Annotated in this window: 15 protein-coding genes; 5 read left to right on the top strand and 10 right to left on the bottom strand. The window is 60.4% G+C overall.

The window, feature by feature from the left end:
• Window positions 1-97 precede the first annotated feature (97 nt).
• Window positions 98-664, top strand: a complete 567-nt coding sequence (locus tag EB835_RS15275) for a cysteine hydrolase family protein (RefSeq protein WP_135810310.1) — start codon at window positions 98-100, stop codon at window positions 662-664.
• Between the two features lie 147 nt (window positions 665-811).
• Here EB835_RS15275 and EB835_RS15280 read toward each other — a convergent pair whose 3' ends face one another.
• Genes EB835_RS15280 through EB835_RS15315 form a run of 8 tightly spaced genes read right to left on the bottom strand, consistent with a single transcriptional unit; the run spans window position 812 to window position 10,201 of the window.
• Entirely contained in the window at window positions 812-2,362 is a 1,551-nt protein-coding gene (locus EB835_RS15280) for an ABC transporter substrate-binding protein (protein WP_135810311.1), read from the bottom strand.
• Window positions 2,359-3,891 (bottom strand): amidohydrolase family protein, encoded by a 1,533-nt coding sequence (locus EB835_RS15285; protein WP_135810312.1) that lies wholly within the window; start codon window positions 3,889-3,891, stop codon window positions 2,359-2,361. Before EB835_RS15285 ends, EB835_RS15280 begins: the two co-directional genes overlap by 4 nt.
• A gap of 27 nt (window positions 3,892-3,918) precedes the next feature.
• The gene (locus EB835_RS15290) at window positions 3,919-5,406 is read right to left on the bottom strand and encodes an amidase (protein ID WP_135810313.1); all 1,488 of its coding nucleotides are present in this window, start codon (window positions 5,404-5,406) and stop codon (window positions 3,919-3,921) included.
• Window positions 5,403-6,506: an o-succinylbenzoate synthase gene (gene menC, locus EB835_RS15295; protein ID WP_135810314.1), complete on the bottom strand. Its 1,104-nt coding sequence runs from the start codon at window positions 6,504-6,506 to the stop codon at window positions 5,403-5,405. The genes EB835_RS15290 and menC overlap by 4 nt, the downstream gene beginning before the upstream one ends.
• A 17-nt stretch (window positions 6,507-6,523) precedes the next feature.
• Entirely contained in the window at window positions 6,524-7,342 is an 819-nt protein-coding gene (locus EB835_RS15300) for an ATP-binding cassette domain-containing protein (RefSeq protein WP_168216752.1), read from the bottom strand.
• Window positions 7,339-8,349, bottom strand: a complete 1,011-nt coding sequence (locus tag EB835_RS15305) for an ABC transporter ATP-binding protein (protein WP_135810316.1) — start codon at window positions 8,347-8,349, stop codon at window positions 7,339-7,341. Before EB835_RS15305 ends, EB835_RS15300 begins: the two co-directional genes overlap by 4 nt.
• 8 nt (window positions 8,350-8,357) lie before the next feature.
• Window positions 8,358-9,245, bottom strand: a complete 888-nt coding sequence (locus EB835_RS15310) for an ABC transporter permease (protein WP_135810317.1) — start codon at window positions 9,243-9,245, stop codon at window positions 8,358-8,360.
• Between the two features lie 11 nt (window positions 9,246-9,256).
• A complete protein-coding gene (locus EB835_RS15315) occupies window positions 9,257-10,201 on the bottom strand; it encodes an ABC transporter permease (RefSeq protein ID WP_135810318.1) in 945 nt (314 codons plus the stop codon).
• Window positions 10,202-10,343: 142 nt separating this feature from the next.
• Between EB835_RS15315 and EB835_RS15320 the strand changes: the two genes are divergently transcribed.
• A complete protein-coding gene (locus tag EB835_RS15320) occupies window positions 10,344-11,291 on the top strand; it encodes an Lrp/AsnC family transcriptional regulator (protein ID WP_135810319.1) in 948 nt (315 codons plus the stop codon).
• A 283-nt stretch (window positions 11,292-11,574) separates the two neighbouring features.
• Here EB835_RS15320 and EB835_RS15325 read toward each other — a convergent pair whose 3' ends face one another.
• Window positions 11,575-12,756 (bottom strand): glycosyltransferase family 4 protein, encoded by a 1,182-nt coding sequence (locus EB835_RS15325; RefSeq protein ID WP_240688777.1) that lies wholly within the window; start codon window positions 12,754-12,756, stop codon window positions 11,575-11,577.
• Between the two features lie 197 nt (window positions 12,757-12,953).
• Between EB835_RS15325 and EB835_RS15330 the strand changes: the two genes are divergently transcribed.
• From EB835_RS15330 to EB835_RS15340, 3 genes are all read left to right on the top strand, one after another.
• Window positions 12,954-13,580, top strand: a complete 627-nt coding sequence (locus tag EB835_RS15330; RefSeq protein WP_205749953.1) for a LemA family protein — start codon at window positions 12,954-12,956, stop codon at window positions 13,578-13,580.
• Window positions 13,577-14,431, top strand: a complete 855-nt coding sequence (gene truA, locus EB835_RS15335; protein WP_135810320.1) for a tRNA pseudouridine(38-40) synthase TruA — start codon at window positions 13,577-13,579, stop codon at window positions 14,429-14,431. Before EB835_RS15330 ends, truA begins: the two co-directional genes overlap by 4 nt.
• A gap of 195 nt (window positions 14,432-14,626) precedes the next feature.
• Window positions 14,627-17,239, top strand: a complete 2,613-nt coding sequence (locus EB835_RS15340; RefSeq protein ID WP_135810321.1) for a bifunctional metallophosphatase/5'-nucleotidase — start codon at window positions 14,627-14,629, stop codon at window positions 17,237-17,239.
• Between the two features lies 1 nt (window position 17,240).
• Here EB835_RS15340 and EB835_RS20860 read toward each other — a convergent pair whose 3' ends face one another.
• Window positions 17,241-17,792 carry a hypothetical protein gene (locus EB835_RS20860; RefSeq protein ID WP_346763156.1) on the bottom strand — a complete coding sequence of 184 codons (552 nt, stop codon included), beginning with the start codon at window positions 17,790-17,792 and terminating at the stop codon, window positions 17,241-17,243.
• Window position 17,793 lies beyond the last annotated feature (1 nt).

Here is a 17,793-nt window from a genome sequence, read left to right on the forward strand (position 1 = left end):
TCAGTCGGTCTCGAGGTCAGGCTCAGCGGATCTTGTGAAGCAGGGAGTAGCCTCGTCGGAAGAGAGGCCGAGCCCCTCCAGAACCGAAGGAGACATGATGACCGGAGCGAACCGCACCGTCCTGCTGGCCATGGACTTCCAGAATGGCATCGCCGGAGACGAGGTCTTCACCTCCACCGGAGTCCTCGAACGCGCCCGCGACGCCGTTGCCGCCGCACGCGAGCATGACATCCCCGTCGTGTGGGTCAGGGTGGCGCTGCGCGAGGGGCAGCCCGAGCTGGCGGCGACTGCATCATTCGCTCAGATCGCTGCCCACGGGGATGTCGATGAGACTCATGCCTCGACGAGCATCCACGAGACCCTCGACCGGCATCAGGGCGAGCCGATCGTGACCAAGCGGCGTATCAGCGCTTTCACCGGCAGCGACCTCGGGGTGCTGCTGCGTGGATACGGTGCCTCGTCCCTCGTGCTGACCGGAGTCGCCACGAGCGGTGTCGTGCTCTCAACCGTGCGTCAGGCCGCCGACCTCGACTTCGAACTCACCGTGCTCTCTGACGCCTGCGCCGACCGCGACCCCGGGGTCCATCAGGTGCTCACCGAGAAGGTGTTCCCCAAACAGGCGAAGGTGCTCACTGTCGCCGACTGGACGTCGGGTCTCGGATGACGCCTACGTGCCCCGTGTGCCGTCCCAGCACTGAAACCCACATACTATACGCCGATTGCCGTCTGATAAGTCGAATGCAGACCCTTGGCAAGAGGTCTGCATTCGACTCATCATTCCGCTCGCGACGCTTAGCAGGGGATTCAGCCCTCAGCTGTCCGGGTAGACGTTGTAGAAGATGTCGCCCGACGCGGCAGTGAATACGTGACCGCTGAACCCCGACCTGATGCCTGTGGTCGTCGTTCTCGCTCCGAATTTCAGCACCGGCAGATAGTCATAGAACGCCTTCTGCAGGCCGTCTTTGGCTGAGACCGCCTTCTCACTACTGGGTGCATGGATCACTTTGTCGAATGCGTCTTCGATCTCGGGGCTATCTGTCCAACCAGGCCATACAGGGTCGAAGAACACCTGAGTCAGTGGAGTCGAAGTCGGTGAGAAACCGGTGATGAAGATTTCGTAGCTTGATTCGTCGGTCCTGTTCTGTAGGACAGTGGCCCAGTCCGTGACGATCAGTCGCGATTTGATTCCGACCTCATTGAGTTCCTGGTTCATCACCACGGCATTGTTGTAGTGCTCTTCGTACTCGCGGGAGGTGAGAATGCGGACTGGCTCTCCGTTGTAATCGGCCTTCTTGAGCAGTTCAGCAACTCGTTCAGGATCGGGATTGTTGTAGTCGCCCAAGCCTTCAGTCGAGTACCACTCGGAGGACTTCGGCATCAGCGCGCCATTCGTGTCGAAGAGTTTGTCTTGAGAGAAGGCTGCCTTCTGGATGTCGTCGATGTTTGTCGCGGCCAACACCGCACGGCGCATATTCGGGTCAGACATCACACCGGTCTTCTTGTTGAAGATCGCTGCGTTGAAACCATTGTCTCCGGTTGTGACGGAGATATTGTCATCGCCCTCAAGCATGTCGATATTGTCCGGCGGTAGAGCGTTGGCCGCATCGTATTCGCCTGTTTGAAGGCCTGACATTCTCGTGGAAGGGTCATTGACGAAATAGAAGAAGATGTTGTCGAAGGCGGCTCGCTTCTGACCTGCGGTCCCATCGGCCTTTCCTTCAGGTGATACATAATCGTCGAATCGGGCCAATTGAACGTACTGATCAGTGTTCCACTTCTTCATCATGTACGGACCGGTTCCGATGAACTCCTTGACCGGGTCAGATCCAGCGTCCTCGAGGACTTCCTTGGGCTGGATACCGGGCAGCTGTCCCTGATCGGCCAAGAGAGTCAACGCGATGAAGAGAGGATCGGGCAATCGGACTTCGACTTCGTCCTTGGCTGGCGACGATACCTTTGCTTTGGAAAAGAACAGCTGTCCAACAGACGCCTTCTCAATCCAGGCGTTGAGGGAGGCCACTACATCGGATGCTTCCATCATCGAACCATCGTGGAACTTCACGTCGGTGCGGAGCTTGAACCGAACGAGCGTTCCATCATCGGATAGCGAGACTGCCTTTGCCAAAACAGGTTTGACATTGTTTTCAGAGTCGAGAGTCATGAGAGGCTCGAAGAAGTTGCGCGCAATGTCTCTCGTAGCCGTTGACGTTGTCATCAGAGGGTCGAGGGTTGGAGGCTGTGCGTTCCAAGCGACGGTGAAGTTATTGCCATCTCCTCGTTGGGCATCTCCCAAGCCACCGCCCATGCAGGCGGAGAGCGGCAATGTCAGTGCCAGAACTGCACATAGGAGAACTCGCTTCATTCTGTATCTCCCTGTTGAGCTATTGAACTGCTTGCGAATACAGGACGGCCCTTGGACGTGGCCCCCAACTGGCCTTGTTCGATGAGTTGCTCGCCATTGACGAATAGATGGACGACACCCTGCGCAGTACCAACCGGGAAAGGGTCGACATGAGGCTCTGCGGCTGATAGATCGAATACGACGATATCGGCGTCGACCCCTACACCGAGGTGACCCTTGGATTCGAAATTGGGAGCAGTTCTGCTGAGAATACGCGAGGGAATATCGCTGGAACGCGAGATGACTTCACTCAAACTCATAGCACCTGTGTCACGGTGTAACCAGGTGAGTGCCCTGATGAAACAGGAGCTGCTTCTCGGATGAACCGCGAAATCTGTCGGTACGGGCAATGTGGTGGGGAAGCGGGTTATAGAATCTGCACCATCAACAGCCGTCAGCGGCATGGCATCAGAGGCAAAAGCAGCCCCCGGAAACGATAACGTCGAGAGCAGTTCGTCGACACCTGCCGATTGGCCTGGACCATAGTATTGAATGAGGCACAGTCCGCCTGGGTCCTGGTCTCTCAACTCAGCTAGTCTCGAATAGGTGGCGACCTTCTCGTTCAGAGGCAGATAGGTGATGGTGGATGCGGGTGTGTCGCTGCTTTCGAGAATTTCCGGAGAAAGGAAGTCCGCACCGATGACTGTCGAGGCGAACTCGAACGGATACGATTCGGTGGTGATAGGCAGGCCGCGTTCGATCGCCGCTTTCAGAAGGTGGGTCGGTCCATTTCCGGCACCGGCGCTCGAACTCGCGAAGTGACAGATGTGAATCTGTACACCAGTGCGCTCGCAGAGTTCGATAAGCTCAGTGACTGACTCATCAGTCGAGTGATCTGCTACGTTCGCCCCGTAGCGGACGTGAACAAACAGTGGGGCGCTGCGTTTTGCAGCCATTTCCGCAAGTGCCTGGAGCTCAAGTGGGTCGACTGCCGGAGCATAGCCGAGCAAGACGCCGACGCCGATGGCACCTTGGTCCAGCTGTTCTGCAACGAGGTCGATGGTTGCGTCTATCTGTTGTGCAGTCGCCGGTTTCTGCCAGCTCTGTTTGGCCTGCAGCGCGCCGAAGATGTCGAGGGGGAGTGTGGGCAGATCTTCGACATCTGAGGAACTCATGGCTTCCATGACGATCATGCGTGCCAACAGCCACGACGCGGAGTAGCCGTAATTGAGCGAGCGGCCCTCAGACTCGGCTGCATTGAGAGAATGCAGAAATGGAGCAGCACCGCATTCGAGCTCGAGGCTTGTGGTTACTCCATCGAATGCCTGCAGCAGATGGCCGATCTGATTCTGTGCGTGTGAATGGAGGTCGATGAATCCGGGAGATACGACAAGTCCCGCGGCATCGATCGTGCGTTCTGCTGGAACTATTTCGGGACCGACATGCACGATCCGGCCATCGGTGATGCCGACTGCGAGAGCGTCGTCGAGGCCGTTGCGGGGATCTACCACACGCCCACCGATGATAAGAGTCTGGCATTGTGCTGTCATGGGGAGGCTTCCTTTCGAGTTCTTCAATCAGCTGATGTGTGGGAAACGGTCGGCCTGCACAGTGGAGTCGAACGTCGGAGCAACCGCCCAGGAGCCAATTCGGTCCTCAATGCGTTTGGCGATCTCAAGCAACCGACCTTCGTTTCGGAATCGGCCGATGATCTGAATCCCAACAGGCAGCCCTGAATCGGTGAAGCCTACGGGTACTGAAACCGCAGGATGATTGGTTGTCGTAATAATGCTTGGCAACGTCATCCATTCGAGATAATCGGACATCGTTTCGCCGTTGACAGTGCGCGGGTAACGCATCTCAGCTGCGAACGGCGGCACCTGCACGGTCGGTGTGATCAGCACGTCGTAGTTCTGTAGAAAGTCCGCCATCGACGACCACGACTGAGCTTGACCGCGCAATGCAGACGAAGCCTCTTCCCCGGTTACCTGTCGACCGACCTCAACATTCCACAGAGCGTCGTCCTTCATCTCACCTTTGTGTTCGTCGGTCAGGGGCCCCAGGGTCGCCAGCATCTGCAGACCACGTAGGGTGCGAAAGGCCTCCTTTGCAAAAGGGAGATTGGGGTGTGTGTTCGTGATGCGGAAATCATCCGAGCGCAGCTGGTCGATTGCTTCTTCTGTAACTCTTCTGACTTCTTCATCGACTGGAAACATTCCTGAGAAGTCCAAGGTGTATGCCGCAGATATTTGCGAAGCACCGAGCCGTGAACCGAACTTAGAGTCCACAACTTCTTCGAGTCCAGCGGTGTCTGCGGCAAAGGAGAAGGGGTCGTCAGACGAGAAACCTGAAATTGCTCGCAGTAAGTGCGCGGCATCTCTCACAGTCTTCGCCATCGGCCCCTTGACCGAAAGGGAGCCATAGGCGTAGCCGTTGGGAGAGTTCGGGACGGTTCCCAAAGAGGGCCGCAACCCGACAATGTTGCAGAATGACGCAGGATTACGCAGCGAACCGCCTGTATCGCTGCCATCGGCGATCGGGATCATCCGTGCTGCGAGTGCCGCCGCTGCGCCACCGGAACTGCCTCCGGCGGAATGATTCAGCCCGTAGGGATTGCGCGTCAGGCCAGTGACCTCGTTGAAAGTGTGTGAACCAAGGCCGAATTCCGGGGTGTTCGACTTCGCGACGACGATCGCGCCAGCGTGCTTCATTCGTTCGACGACAGCATGATCGTGTGACGCAATTCTGTCGGCGAAGATCGAACTTCCCTGCGTATGGCGAAAGCCGGCAGCGGGAATGAGATCTTTGACTGCTACCGGTAGCCCGGCCAGAGGCATCCGTCGTCGTTGAGCTGGTTCAAGCTTATCGATTCGCGAAGCTTCCGCCATGGCGCGATCCGGTTGGACATCGAGCAGAGCATTGACGGTCGGATTCACGTCAGCGATTCGCTCGAGGAATGCGGTGACCGCTTCGGTTGCGGTGATAGCACCGGCCTGGATTTTCTCTGTTAGACCGGTTGCGGTCGACCCGATTACGTCGTCCGTCTGGAGTGTCTGTGCACTCATTGGGCATCGGCCTCGAAGTCTCGGACCCCGGTGGTGATTTCGTCGAGCATCGCGTGATCGATGTCGAATCCGATGCCTGGCCCAGTGGGTACAGCAACACTGCCGCGGTCCATCGTTACTTCAGGGGTGATGACGTCTTTGGTCCAATAGCGTGCTGAGGGGGCGGTGTCCCCAGGCAGAGTGAATCCGGGAAGTGACGCGATCGCCAGATTGTGTGCGCGACCGATGCCGGACTCGAGCATGCCGCCGCACCAGACGTCGATTCCCTCTTCGCGGCAGAGCGCTTCGATGTCTTTTGCTTCACTGATTCCGCCGACCCGTCCGATCTTGATGTTGATGATGCGGCAGCTGCCCAACTCAATTGCTTTGCGGGCATCGCTCAGAGAATGGATGCTCTCATCGAGGCAGATCGGAGTCCTCAGTACTTGCTGGAGGTGGCGGTGATCGACGATGTCATCGTGTGCCAGTGGCTGTTCGATCATCATCAAGTCGAGCGTATCCAGCTGGCGAAGGTGATCGAGGTCGGCCAGGCTATAGGCGTTGTTGGCGTCAGCCATCAGCGGGACATCCGGAAATTCTGCTCTCACTGCCCGGAGGAAGGACAGGTCTGCACCGGGTTTAATTTTGATCTTGATCCGAGCGAAACCATCGTCGATGGCGTGAGACACAACATCTACTAGTTCGGTCGGCGAGTCCTTGATACCGATACTGATTCCTACATTTACGGAATTTTTCGATCCGCCGATGGCGCCGGCCAGGGAGACACCTTGCATTTTTGCCCATAGGTCCCAAACTGCACCTTCGACGGCTGCTTTGGCCATGTTGTTGCGTTTGATCGGGGCCAAACGATCCCGGACCTCGTCTGGGTGTGAAATGTCGGCTCCTCTGAGCAGAGGAATCAGATGTTCGGTGAGGGCCAGCTCGCACCCTGACGTATATTCCTCTGAATAGTACGGGTAGGCGAATGCTCCGCATTCGCCGTATCCGGTGATATCTGCCGAGGTTGCTTCGACGATGAGGAAGTCACGGTTTGTCTGTGTGGAGAAACTTGTGGTGAACGGGGTGATGAGGTTGAGGCTCGCCCGGCGGACGGTGATCATTTCGATAATCAATGGTGTCAGGCCTTCGCTGAAGTTCGTAGGGACGGATGATGGATCGGGACGGAGGTTAAGAGCCGTTTGGTGTATTCGTGCTGCGGGGCAGCGAAGAGATCTGGCGTATTGGCTTCTTCGACAATTCGGCCGTGATACATGACTCCGACTCGGTGAGAGAGATACCGGACGACAGACATGTCGTGAGTGATGAACAGGTAGGCGAGGCCGAGATCAGCCTGTAGCTTTCGCAACAGATTGAGGATCTGCGCCTGAATCGAAACGTCAAGCGCAGAGACGGGTTCATCACAGATGATGATCTTGGGGTTGACGACCAGCGCCCGGGCGATTCCGATGCGTTGCCGTTGGCCCCCAGAGAATTCGTGAGGGTAACGCTGTGCATGTTCGTCTGAGAACCCCACCGCGTTCAACGCCTCATCGACCTTTGTCCGCAGTACTGAAGGATCTTTTTCTCCGACGATGCGTAACGACTCTTCGAGGATTCCTCGGATCCTTCTTCTGGGGTTGAGGGAAGAGTATGGGTCCTGGAATATCATCTGGACGTCTCGATTAGCCCGGGCAGTCGTCTGCACAGCGGTAGATCCATCGGCAGCTCTGACAGTGACATGGCCGGAGGTCGGGGTGATGAGCCCTTGCAACATCCGACCGGTCGTCGACTTCCCGGATCCCGATTCTCCGACGAGAGCGTAGGTCTTTCCCGCAGCCAGGGACAGACTGACATCGTCGACCGCGCGGTTTTCGGAAGTGGTGCGTCCCAGGAAGGACCTCGTCGAGAAGGTTTTGGACAAGTGGTGTGCTTCGAGTACCGGTTGATCGGATTTCATCGGACTCCTCCGTTTGACAGTGAGGCCCCGGTGGCGAGTTCTGCGCTGCGAATGCAACGTGATGCGTGGTCGTCGGACAGGACTTCGAGTTCGATGGTCTGTTGCCTGCATTCTGGAAGAACCAATGCACAGCGCTCGGCGAAACGGCATCCCTGTGGAATGTGATGCAACGTTGGGACTGCTCCCGGAATAATAGGCAGATCGTCTTCGGGATCCGCATCGATGCCAGGAGTCGACGCCATCAGGCCTCGGGTGTATGGATGGGCAGGATTGTCGAACAAGGTGTGTACATCTGTGTATTCGACGACCTCGCCGAGGTACATGACCACCACTCGATCACAGATCTCGGCCACGACTCCAAGGTCGTGGGTGATGAAGAGAATTCCCGCATCGAATTCATCTTTGAGTTCGATGAGCAACTTGAGGATTTGGGCTTGGGTCGTCACGTCCAATGCCGTCGTCGGCTCGTCGGCGATAAGCAGCTCAGGATCGCAAGAAAGCGCCATGGCGATCATGACTCGCTGACGTTGCCCGCCCGAGAGCTGGTGAGGGTACTGCCGCATGCGGCTTTCAGGTTCGGGGATCCCCGTCTTGGCAAGCAGCTCGATCGCGAAGGCACGCGCTCTCCGTTTCCCGATCCGTTTGTGGGCGAGGATGGCCTCTGTGAGTTGGTCGCCGATAGTGAATACTGGGTTGAGTGCGCTCATCGGGTCTTGGAAAATCATCGAGATCCTATAGCCGCGGACTTTGCGCAAAGCGTCTTCACTGAGGCGAAGGAGGTTGTCTCCACCGAAGAGGATCTGGCCCGAGTAGCTTGTCGATGAGGGGTCGAGCAGCTGCAGAATCGATTCGGCGGTCACACTCTTCCCACAGCCCGATTCTCCGACAACGCCGACAACCTCACCGGGCGCGACGGAGAAGGAGACTCCGTCGACAGCAGTGACGTTGCCGCGTTCTGTGTCGAAACTGGTTCTCAGATCGATGACTTCCAACAGATTATTACTCATCTTTGCGCTCACTTTCTGCGGTTGTAAGTCGGATCGAGCAGATCGCGGAGACCGTCGCCGAGTAGATTGACGGCCAGGATAGTGGACATGATGAAGGCCCCTGGAAACACTGTCATCCACCAGGCGTTGTAGATGAGCGTCTTTCCGTCAAGAAGCATGTTTCCCCAGCTGGGTGCGGGTGGCGGAACCCCTGCACCGAGGAAGCTCAGAGCGGCCTCTGTGATGATCGAGTCCGCGAATACGAAAGTCGCTTGCACGATGAGTGGGGAGAGGACGTTGGGAAAGATGTTGATCCAAAGTATCCGGAAGAGCGACGCTCCTTGCGACCGCAGTGCCTCGACGTATGTCTGTTCTTTGGCAACGAGCGCAGCGGATCGGACTATCCTTGCGACATAAGGAGTGAAGACGATGCTTAGGGCGATGATCACGTTTGAGGTCTGCTGCCCCATCGCCGCCATGATGGCGATTGCGAGGAGGATTGCCGGAAATGCCATCAATCCGTCAGAGATCCGCATAAGGATCGCATCAGCAATCCGGTTATAAGCAGCGAACAGGCCCACGACTGCACCGAGTACTGAGGTGATGATTGCCGTCACGGCGCCCACCAGCAGCGATACTCTCGCCCCCGCGACGGCTCTAGCCAGAATATCGCGACCATAGTTGTCAGTGCCGAACGGATGTTGAAGGTTCGGAGACGCCAGTCGCTCGGAAGGGTTGAGCGAAAGCGGATCGCCTGCGAATAGAGGGCCGATCGCGGCGATGAGGAAGACAGCGATGAGCACGATTCCGCCGGTGACCGCCAGCTTGTGTGCGCCGAATCGTTTCATGAACATAGAACGTCGCGAGTAGGTCTTGTTGAATCGATTGAGCGAACCGATCGTCATGGTGTCTGTCATGATGGTCCTCCTCAGGAAAGTCTCACGCGCGGGTCGAGGACGCTGTAGAGAACGTCGACGAGGAAATTGATGAGGACATAAGAGACGGCGATGACAAGGATGACTCCTTGGATGACGACGATGTCTCGGCGTTCGATGGAATTGATGATCAGCTGGCCGATTCCCGGGACGTTGAACACGGTTTCAACGACTGCGGCTCCGGCGACGAGCGTACCCAGCGTCTGTCCGATGGTGGTGAGAATCGGCATGGATGCATTGCGCAGAGCATGTTTGTAAATGATCCGACTACCTGACAGTCCCTTGGCCTTAGCCGTTTTCAAATAGGGCTTAGACAAGGTTTCAAGCATGCTCGTGCGTGTCATTCGGGCAATCAGAGCAGCTTGCATGCTGCCAAGTGCGATCCCTGGAAGGAGAAGGTATTTCAGAGTTTCGAAGATCCCATCCTCGAGCGGTGAGTAGCCGGCCACAGGGAGCCAGCCCAGCAGAACGGAGAAGATGAGCATCAGGAAGAGTCCCAGGAGGAAGCTCGGTACCGAGATTCCGAGCAGTGCGCCGACCATCACTGACCTGTCGGTGCCGGTGCCCTGTTTGCGTGCGGCGACGATACCCGCAGGGACACCTATGAGGATCGCGATGAATTCCGCGAAGATTGCCAGATTGATCGTGGGCGCAAGTGCTGCGTGGATGACGGTGGACACAGGAAGTCCGATGAAGAACGACTGTCCGAGGTCACCCTGCAATGCACTGCCGACCCACGTGAAGAACTGGGCATAGAGCGGCTGATTCAAGCCGAGACTCTCACGTAGGGCTTCGACCTGTGCCGGAGTCGCTTCGGGGCCCAACATCACTGCCGCCGCATCTCCAGGCATGATGTGGATGAGAAGGAACGTGACGATCGCGACCACTATCAGCACAGGGATGAGTGCCGCAGCACGGCGAAGAAGGAATCCACCCATATGTACTCCCATCTATGACGTAAATCTCATCTTTGAGGATTCGTCCAGTATTCAGTCGACAATTTCTCAGGTCAATGGACTGATGCATACTGATGATTTACGACAAAACCGTGGCGGAAAGGTGCGCGAGAGGAGGTGAGGAATGTCTGAAAACGACACTGATCAGAAGATTCTCGAGGCATTGCACATAGACGGGCGAGCATCGTGGCAGAGAATTGCGCATGCGATCGACGTCAACGAGCGGACTGTGGCGCGCAGAGGAAATGCGCTGCTGAAGAACGAGGTGGTCCGAATAGTCGCCTTCAACGTGCCGGCTCACGGTTTCGTGCTGGCAGTGAACAGTGGGCCTGGGCAGGCGCGGATGACATCGACGGCGATGAGCAAGCTCGATCCTGCTCTTTGGGTCCATCTCACGACGGGAACAAGTGACGTCGTCGCGGCCGTCGCAGTTGATCTAGACGAACAGGAGAAGTTTCTACTCGATGAGTTCCCAGCGATCCCCGGGATCTTGCAATGGCGAGCTTATCCAGTCCTCAACTACCTGCGCACTGCGCGGATCTGGCGTCCCGGTGTTCTCGACTCCGACGAGCGGCGGGTGTTGCTTGCTGATTGTCCTCAGGCTCCGGATCTCAAGCTGGGAAACGAAATTGAGCTTGCCGGAGAAGATGTGGCGATACTGAAGGTGCTCAGGGAGGACGGGCGTCAGAATTACGATGAGATTGCTCGTCAGGTAGGTACTTCAGTGGCTACGGTCAGACGACGTCTGTACCGACTGCGACGAGAGGGGCGGTTGCAGATCAGAGCGGTGCTCCCTCCAAGGCACCTGGGGCTGAACACTGAAATCATCATGTGGCTGCGGGTCAGGGACTCTGATATTTCAGAAGCGTCGCAGCTGTTGGCTGCTGATGAGGCAGTCAAGTACGCGGTTAGGGTCGCTGGGGATTGGACGTTTGTCCTGAAGTTCGATGTCAGCGGTCGCCAGTTCGTTGATGAGTTCCTTGCGGGGCGACTTTGGGCTCAGCTGGTTTTGGAAAGCAGTCTGTCAATTGTGCTGGCGACGACTAAGCGCAACAGTGCACGGAGTACCTAACAACGATGTGGTCTCGGTCGAAAACTGATCGGAGCAGTGCGGAAGCGAATATGTTGAGTGGCTTGCACCGGGCTTGGGGCGGTGAAGGAGCCTCGGAGGTCATAGCATGCTGGGACGGCGGGCTGAAGGTCTCTGGCTCGTCTGACGCTCACCATCGACTGCGCACTGCATACCTTGATACAGCGGCGCTGACGTGAGGGGTCGGCGATTGGACCGGGAGCTAACCTGTGCGGTCGACGGCAAAGTGAGCGGTCACCGTGGGTCCGGCTCGGCTGTACTTCACTCAATACGGCAACGGGTTCTCGATCCCTGAGTTGACCATCGTGCTGAACCCGCGGCCGAGCACCTGCGGAGCCGGTTTCTCGATCGCCCGCGAATAGTGGCCGACGAGCTGCGAACACACGCTCTTCCAGCTCCGGGCCTGCACCTGCTCACGTCCGGCGACCCCGAAAGCCCGGCGTTTCGCTTCGTCGCCGAGGAGGTCGGCCGCATGCGCGCGCATGGCACCAAGGTCTTTCGGGGTGTAGAGCCACCCGGTGTGGGAGGAGTCGACGAGGTCGAGGGGGCCGCCTCGGGCAGGGGCGATGACCGGCACCTCGGAGGCCATGGCCTCCTGGATCGTCTGGCAGAAGGTCTCGAGCTCGCCCGGAGCGACCATGAGGTCGAAGCTCGCGACCGCCTGCGCCAAGGCGTCTCCGCCGAGGAACCCGGTGAAATGCGCCGCCGGCATCGACCGTTCCAGACGCGTCCTCCAGGGACCGTCACCGACGATGACGACCTTGGCTCCGGGCAGATCGGTGAGTGCGGCGAGGTCTTCGACCTGCTTCTCCGCCGCCAATCTGCCGACGAAGCCGATGATCTTCTCACCGTTCGGGGCCACGGAGCGACGCCATGCCTCGGACCGGTGCCCCGGGTCGAAGCGCGACGAATCGACACCACGGGCCCACAGAGCCACCTCGGCGACACCGAGCCCTTCCAACTGATCGATCGTGTACGACGACGGAGCGAGCGTGAGGGAGGAATGCTGGTGGATGTTGCGGACGTGATTCCACAGCATGGCCTCGATGCCGTGCATGCCGTAGCGGGCGGCATAGGCGGGAACCTCTGTCTGATAGATCGCGACGGTCGGGAGATCGAGCATCTGCGCGGCGAGCACCCCGCGCCAACCCAACACGAACGGACTGGCGAGGTGGACGACGTCCGGGGCGAAACGCTGCAGCAGTCGGCGGATGCGAGTCACGCCGCCTGGGGCGACGCGGATGCGCCGATACTTCGGCAAGGCGATCGAGGGAACCCGAACGATGCGGGCGCCTGCGACCTCCTTCGGGCCGTCCCTGCGTGTGCCCGGAGCGATGACGAGGACCTCGTCGCCGCGGTCGGCCAGATGGTCGATGACTCGCAGGAGTGAGTGGGTGACCCCATTCATATTGGGGAGGAAGGATTCTGCAATGATCGCTACTCTCACGTCATCCAGCTAAGGCCCGCCGAGTGACGAATGCGTGGCTCGAAGGCGACACCGCGGCGACATCTGGCCGAAATCGACCCTCCGGCACCTCGGGGATCGCCGGCGCGGTGTCCGGATGGTGGCCTGTTCGCGACGAGTCTGAACCCTGCGTAAACTGAGGTGTCGGAAATGCTCACGCAGCAGATGGAACGAGGGGAATGGCCGTGGTCTGGTTCATCGTCGGCGGTTGTGTACTCGCCGCCCTCATCATCCTCTTCCTCATCCTCACGGTCCTGCGCTTCAACCAGCTGTCCATGGCGCGGTCACTGTGCGACGAAGCCAAACGCCAGCTCATCGGCGAGGTGCGCGCTCGCCACGCCCTCGTGCCGGCCTATATCGGCACCCTCCAGCAGATCGCCGGGCAAGACCTGTCCACGCTCGAACTCGCGCTCGCCTCCGCAGAACGCGCCCCCTTCGACCACCGCGGAGCCGCCGCTGAGAACGCCCTGACGGCAGCCGTCAATGATGCCGCCCTCATCCCCGCGGCTCTCACGGAGAGGTCCCTGACCTCGGATTACGCCCGTTCTCACCAGGCGGCAGCCAATGAAGAGATCGACACGACGATCCAGCTTCTGCACGGTCAGCTGCAGGTGCTGACCGAACGGATCCTCGCCGGCGCCCGCCTCTACAATACGAACGTCGAACGCTATCACCGGCAGCGGATGCGCCCGATCTCCCGACTCTTCGGCAGCGTCTTCAAGGCCCGCGCTCCGTTCACCGAGGCAATCGACGGCGGTGGCGGACCCGGCACGGCGGGCCCCGCCTCGGCGAGGATGACACCATGACCCGCTTCCGCCTCGATCTGGGGTACCGCGGCACGGATTTCCACGGCTGGGCCAAGCAGCCGGGTCTGCGCACCGTCCAAGACGCCGTCGAAACCGGACTCGAACGGATCACCGGCACCGAGGTGGCCACCGTCGTCGCCGGCCGCACCGACGCCGGCGTCCATGCCCGACGCCAAGTAGTCCACATCGATCTGAGCGATGAGTCGATCGCGAAGCTCATCGGCCAGTCGAATCGATCCGCCGAGGCGGCCCTCCTGTCCCGTCTGCGCGGAGTCCTCGCCGCCGGTGGGTTCCATGACATCGTCATCCACGCCGCGGCCGAGGTGCCCGAGGACTTCGATGCCCGGTTCTCCGCGCTGTGGCGCTCGTATCAGTACCGCTTGGCCGATCATCGATCATTCATCGACCCGCTGCTCACGGCTGTGACTCCCCGTCACAAGGGCGAACTCGACGCCGAGTCCATGGCCGAGGCTGCGAGCGAAGTCCAGGGACTCCACGATTTCCTGCCCTTCTGCAAACCCCGCGAGGGAGCGACGACGATCCGCACCCTCTACGAACTCGATGTCGCCCGTGATCAGGACGCTGTCATCATCATCGATCTGCGCGCCGACGCCTTCTGCCATCACATGGTCAGGGCGCTCGTCGGCGGGCTGGTCAAAGTCGGGTCCGGCAATTGGGCGGTGACCCGTCCGGCCGAACTCATCGCCGAGGCCGACGCCGGGTTGGCCCCGGACGTGCCCATGTTCGTCACAGCCGCCGAAGGCCTCGTCCTCACCGAGGTCGGATACCCCGCGCCGGAAGACTATGCCGCCCGGAACGCGCAGACAATGGCCCGCCGCGACCAGGAATAGACCGCAGTCCCGCCTCGTCGATCAGGGAATCTGTCGTGATCATGTGAGAATTCCTCTTTCCCGGTGTGAGAATCCTGTGTAGATTCACACATAGGTAACTCTGAGTTCGCATTGGCACTGCAGGATGGAACCCGTCTTCATCCCCACCGGCACGGTTGATGTGCGCCTGACTGATTGATCGAAGGAACTGAATACATGTCGAAACTTGTGACCAAAGTGCTGGCCACGGGCGCCGCGGTGTCGATGCTGACGCTGCCGGGGCTCTCACCGGCCATCGCGGCACCTTCCCTGGGAAACGGCACCTCGACCGACGACAGCGTCTCCGCGCCGAGCGACCCCACCGACTCCGCTGAGACTGCAGAGTCACCGAACGCCTCCGAGACCTCGAACGGCGCGTCGTCCGGTGCGGAAGCGGAGAACGCTGCGAAGAACGCCGACGCGGAGGACAAGACACCGGTCGAGGCCACCGAGGTCCAGCTGCTCAACATCACCGACTTCCACGGACGCATCTCCGAATCCGCCACACAGGTCGCTTCCGTCATCGAAGAGGAGCGCGCGAACTTCATCGGACCGGACCGGGTCGGAACCGGGGTCCTCTCGACAGGCGACAACATCGGCGCCTCGACCTACACCTCCTCGTCGCAGAACGATACGCCCACCCTCGACGTGCTCAACGCGATCGGCGTCCAGGCCTCGGCCGTGGGCAACCACGAATTCGACAAAGGCATCGACGATCTCACTGGGCGGGTGAGCGACGAATCGGACTTCCCCTATTCGGGCGCCAACGTCTATGACAAAGGAACGGACAACGTCGTCGACGGACTCGACGAATACTCCGTCGTCGACGTGGGCGGCCTCAAGATCGCCGTCATCGGCGTCGTCACCCGGGACACCGCATCTCTGGTCTCACCGGACGGCATCGCCGACATCGAATTCGGCGACCCTACGGACGCTGTCAACCGCGTCGCCGACGATCTCGAAGAGCTGCCCGAAGACGAACAGCCGGACATGACCGTCGTCGAGGCCCACCTCGGCGCGTCGTCGACGGACAGCCTCGAGGACGCCGAGGCATCGAACGCCGAGTTCAAGAAGCTCGTCACCGAGACCGACGCTTCGGTCGATGCTCTGTTCACCGGTCACACCCACCTGCCGTACACATTCGAAGCGCCGATCCCCGGCGAGCCCGACCGCACACGTCCGGTCATCGAGGCCGGCAGCTACGGCGAATTCGTCGGGAATCTGACCATGCGCGTCGACGGCAACGGCCATTGGCAGACGGAGACGGCAGAGCTGATCGAGACCGAGGACAAGAGCTATGACTCCGAGGTCGTCGACACGGTCAAGGGCATCGTCGGCGATGCCGAGGCCAAGGCCAAGGAGCTCGGCTCAGAGGTCACCGGCACGATCAGTGAGGACATCACCCGCGCGGAGAAGGACGGCGAGGAAGACCGCGGGGCCGAGTCCACGCTGGGCAACCTCGTTGCGGATGCGCTCAAGGAAGGCGTCGAGGAGACGCAGCTGGAAGAAGCCGACTTCGGCATCACGAATCCCGGCGGCCTGCGCACGGATCTGCTCTGCGACGACATCTACAACACGGAGGACGAGTGCGAAGTCACCGTCGCCGAACTCAACAGCGTGCTGCCGTTCGCGAATGACCACGGCGTCGTGACGATGAAGGGCGAAGACGTCATCGGCCTGTTCGAAGAGCAGTGGCAGCCCGACGACGCGTCCCGATCGTTCCTGCATCTGGGAATCTCCGATGACCTCGACGTCGTCTACGATTCGACCGCCGACAAGGGGGAGCACGTGAAGTCCGTCAAGGTCGATGGCAAGGACATCGACCCGGACCAGGAGTACCGGGTCGCGACGCTGAGCTTCCTTGCCGCCGGCGGTGACAACTTCTCCTCGTTCGCCAAGGGCGACTTCGAGCAGTCGGGACTCACTGACTTCGAGACCTGGGAGAACTACTTCAACAAACACCAGGCCGAGGGCAAGGATGTCACCCCGGACAAGAACGAGCGTCAGGCCGATGCGGCCGACGATGTCATCGACAGCGGCGGCCTGAGTGCCGAGCTGACCGGTCCGAAGACCATCAAGCCGGGTGAGAGCGCTGATTTCGCGCTCAAGACGAACGCGAAGTCCGAGGTGGCGGGCCCCATCGACGTCACCGTCGACCTGCCGGAGGGCTATACCGCCGAGGCGGCCCCGCAGTCCGAGGCCCAGTCGGCATCCGCCAGCGCCACGGATAAGGCCCCTGAGGTCAGCGCCGAGGCGGCCGCCAAGACGATCACCCTCGACTCGATCCCCGCGGGGGAGTCCGAGACCCCTGTGACCGTGACCGCGCCGGACGACGCTTCGGGTGAGGTGACTGTCAAGGTCAGCGTGCAGGCCAACGCCGAAGGTCCGTGGTGGGATGACAACCCGCTGCCTCTGGCGCATGAGTTCGAAGCCACCGCTGCAGTCGGTGACGACGCGAATGCCTCGGCCGGCGATGACGGTTCGGCTGACGGCGGCAATGCCGACGGAGGAGCCGCCGATGGTGGCGCGGCTGATGGTGGCGACAGTGCCGCCGGCGGCAGTGCCGATGGCGGCGACAGCGCGGCCGGCGGAAATGCCGACGGTGCGAGCGCGTCGGCCGACGGCGGTTCGGCCGATGGCACCGGAAGCGATGCGAACGGATCGAAGGACGGTGGTGACCTGCCGCGCACCGGCTTCGAGACCTTCAACATCGTCGCCGCGGCCCTGGCACTCATCGTCGCCGGCGCCACCGCGGTCACGGTGGTCCGCCGCCGCAGGATCAACAGCTGAGTCAGGATCCGCCGCCGGTCAGGTGGCGGGGCCGAGGCCAGGCCGACGGGGCTGATGCCAGGATGGCGGGGCCGGAGAGTTCGTCTCTCCGGTCCCGCCGTCGTTGGCAGCCGCATTTCTCGCGGGACCATCCCTCACCGTCAGTGCCAGGTCCAACACCTACGCGCCGGGGGTTGTGACTCGCCCGGGCGATTTGTGCGAGGCATCCCTCACCGCTGGTGCCGCGCCCAACATGTGACCGCAGTGTGCACCGGCGCAAAGGGGTGTAATGCCGCCGCGGAGCGGTGCTGCGAGGAAGGGGAGGTGCTGAGCCTGACGGTGAGGGACGCCGGGGGAATCCGGGGCGGCGCGGGGGGGGGTGGCGGTGGTGGGGCGGCGCGGAAGCCTCCGAGGCGGGGGCGTTGCGGGCCTTGGCCGTCGCCGCGTGGCCGCGGTAGGCGGGCAGGCAGTGGAGGAAGATCGGGTCGTTGCCGAGTTCCATGAGTTCCTGGCTGACCTGGTACTTCGTGAACGGGGAGGCCTCGTCGTCACGGCCAGCAGAGTCCTGGCCCATG

The organism is Brevibacterium sp. S22, from assembly GCF_004745485.1.
Classification (GTDB): domain Bacteria; phylum Actinomycetota; class Actinomycetes; order Actinomycetales; family Brevibacteriaceae; genus Brevibacterium.

Bases quoted from the DNA above. Each gene is read 5' to 3' on its own strand.
- EB835_RS15315 (WP_135810318.1), bottom strand. From the start codon at position 10,201: ATGGGTGGATTCCTTCTTCGCCGTGCTGCGGCACTCATCCCTGTGCTG.
- EB835_RS15305 (WP_135810316.1), bottom strand. From the start codon at position 8,349: ATGAGTAATAATCTGTTGGAAGTCATCGATCTGAGAACCAGTTTCGAC.
- EB835_RS15280 (WP_135810311.1), bottom strand. From the start codon at position 2,362: ATGAAGCGAGTTCTCCTATGTGCAGTTCTGGCACTGACATTGCCGCTC.
- EB835_RS15320 (WP_135810319.1), top strand. From the start codon at position 10,344: ATGTCTGAAAACGACACTGATCAGAAGATTCTCGAGGCATTGCACATA.
- EB835_RS15310 (WP_135810317.1), bottom strand. From the start codon at position 9,245: ATGACAGACACCATGACGATCGGTTCGCTCAATCGATTCAACAAGACC.
- EB835_RS15340 (WP_135810321.1), top strand. From the start codon at position 14,627: ATGTCGAAACTTGTGACCAAAGTGCTGGCCACGGGCGCCGCGGTGTCG.
- EB835_RS15330 (WP_205749953.1), top strand. From the start codon at position 12,954: ATGGCCGTGGTCTGGTTCATCGTCGGCGGTTGTGTACTCGCCGCCCTC.
- EB835_RS20860 (WP_346763156.1), bottom strand. From the start codon at position 17,792: ATGGGCCAGGACTCTGCTGGCCGTGACGACGAGGCCTCCCCGTTCACG.
- menC (WP_135810314.1), bottom strand. From the start codon at position 6,506: ATGATCACCGTCCGCCGGGCGAGCCTCAACCTCATCACCCCGTTCACC.
- truA (WP_135810320.1), top strand. From the start codon at position 13,577: ATGACCCGCTTCCGCCTCGATCTGGGGTACCGCGGCACGGATTTCCAC.
- EB835_RS15290 (WP_135810313.1), bottom strand. From the start codon at position 5,406: ATGAGTGCACAGACACTCCAGACGGACGACGTAATCGGGTCGACCGCA.
- EB835_RS15300 (WP_168216752.1), bottom strand. From the start codon at position 7,342: ATGAAATCCGATCAACCGGTACTCGAAGCACACCACTTGTCCAAAACC.
- EB835_RS15285 (WP_135810312.1), bottom strand. From the start codon at position 3,891: ATGACAGCACAATGCCAGACTCTTATCATCGGTGGGCGTGTGGTAGAT.
- EB835_RS15275 (WP_135810310.1), top strand. From the start codon at position 98: ATGACCGGAGCGAACCGCACCGTCCTGCTGGCCATGGACTTCCAGAAT.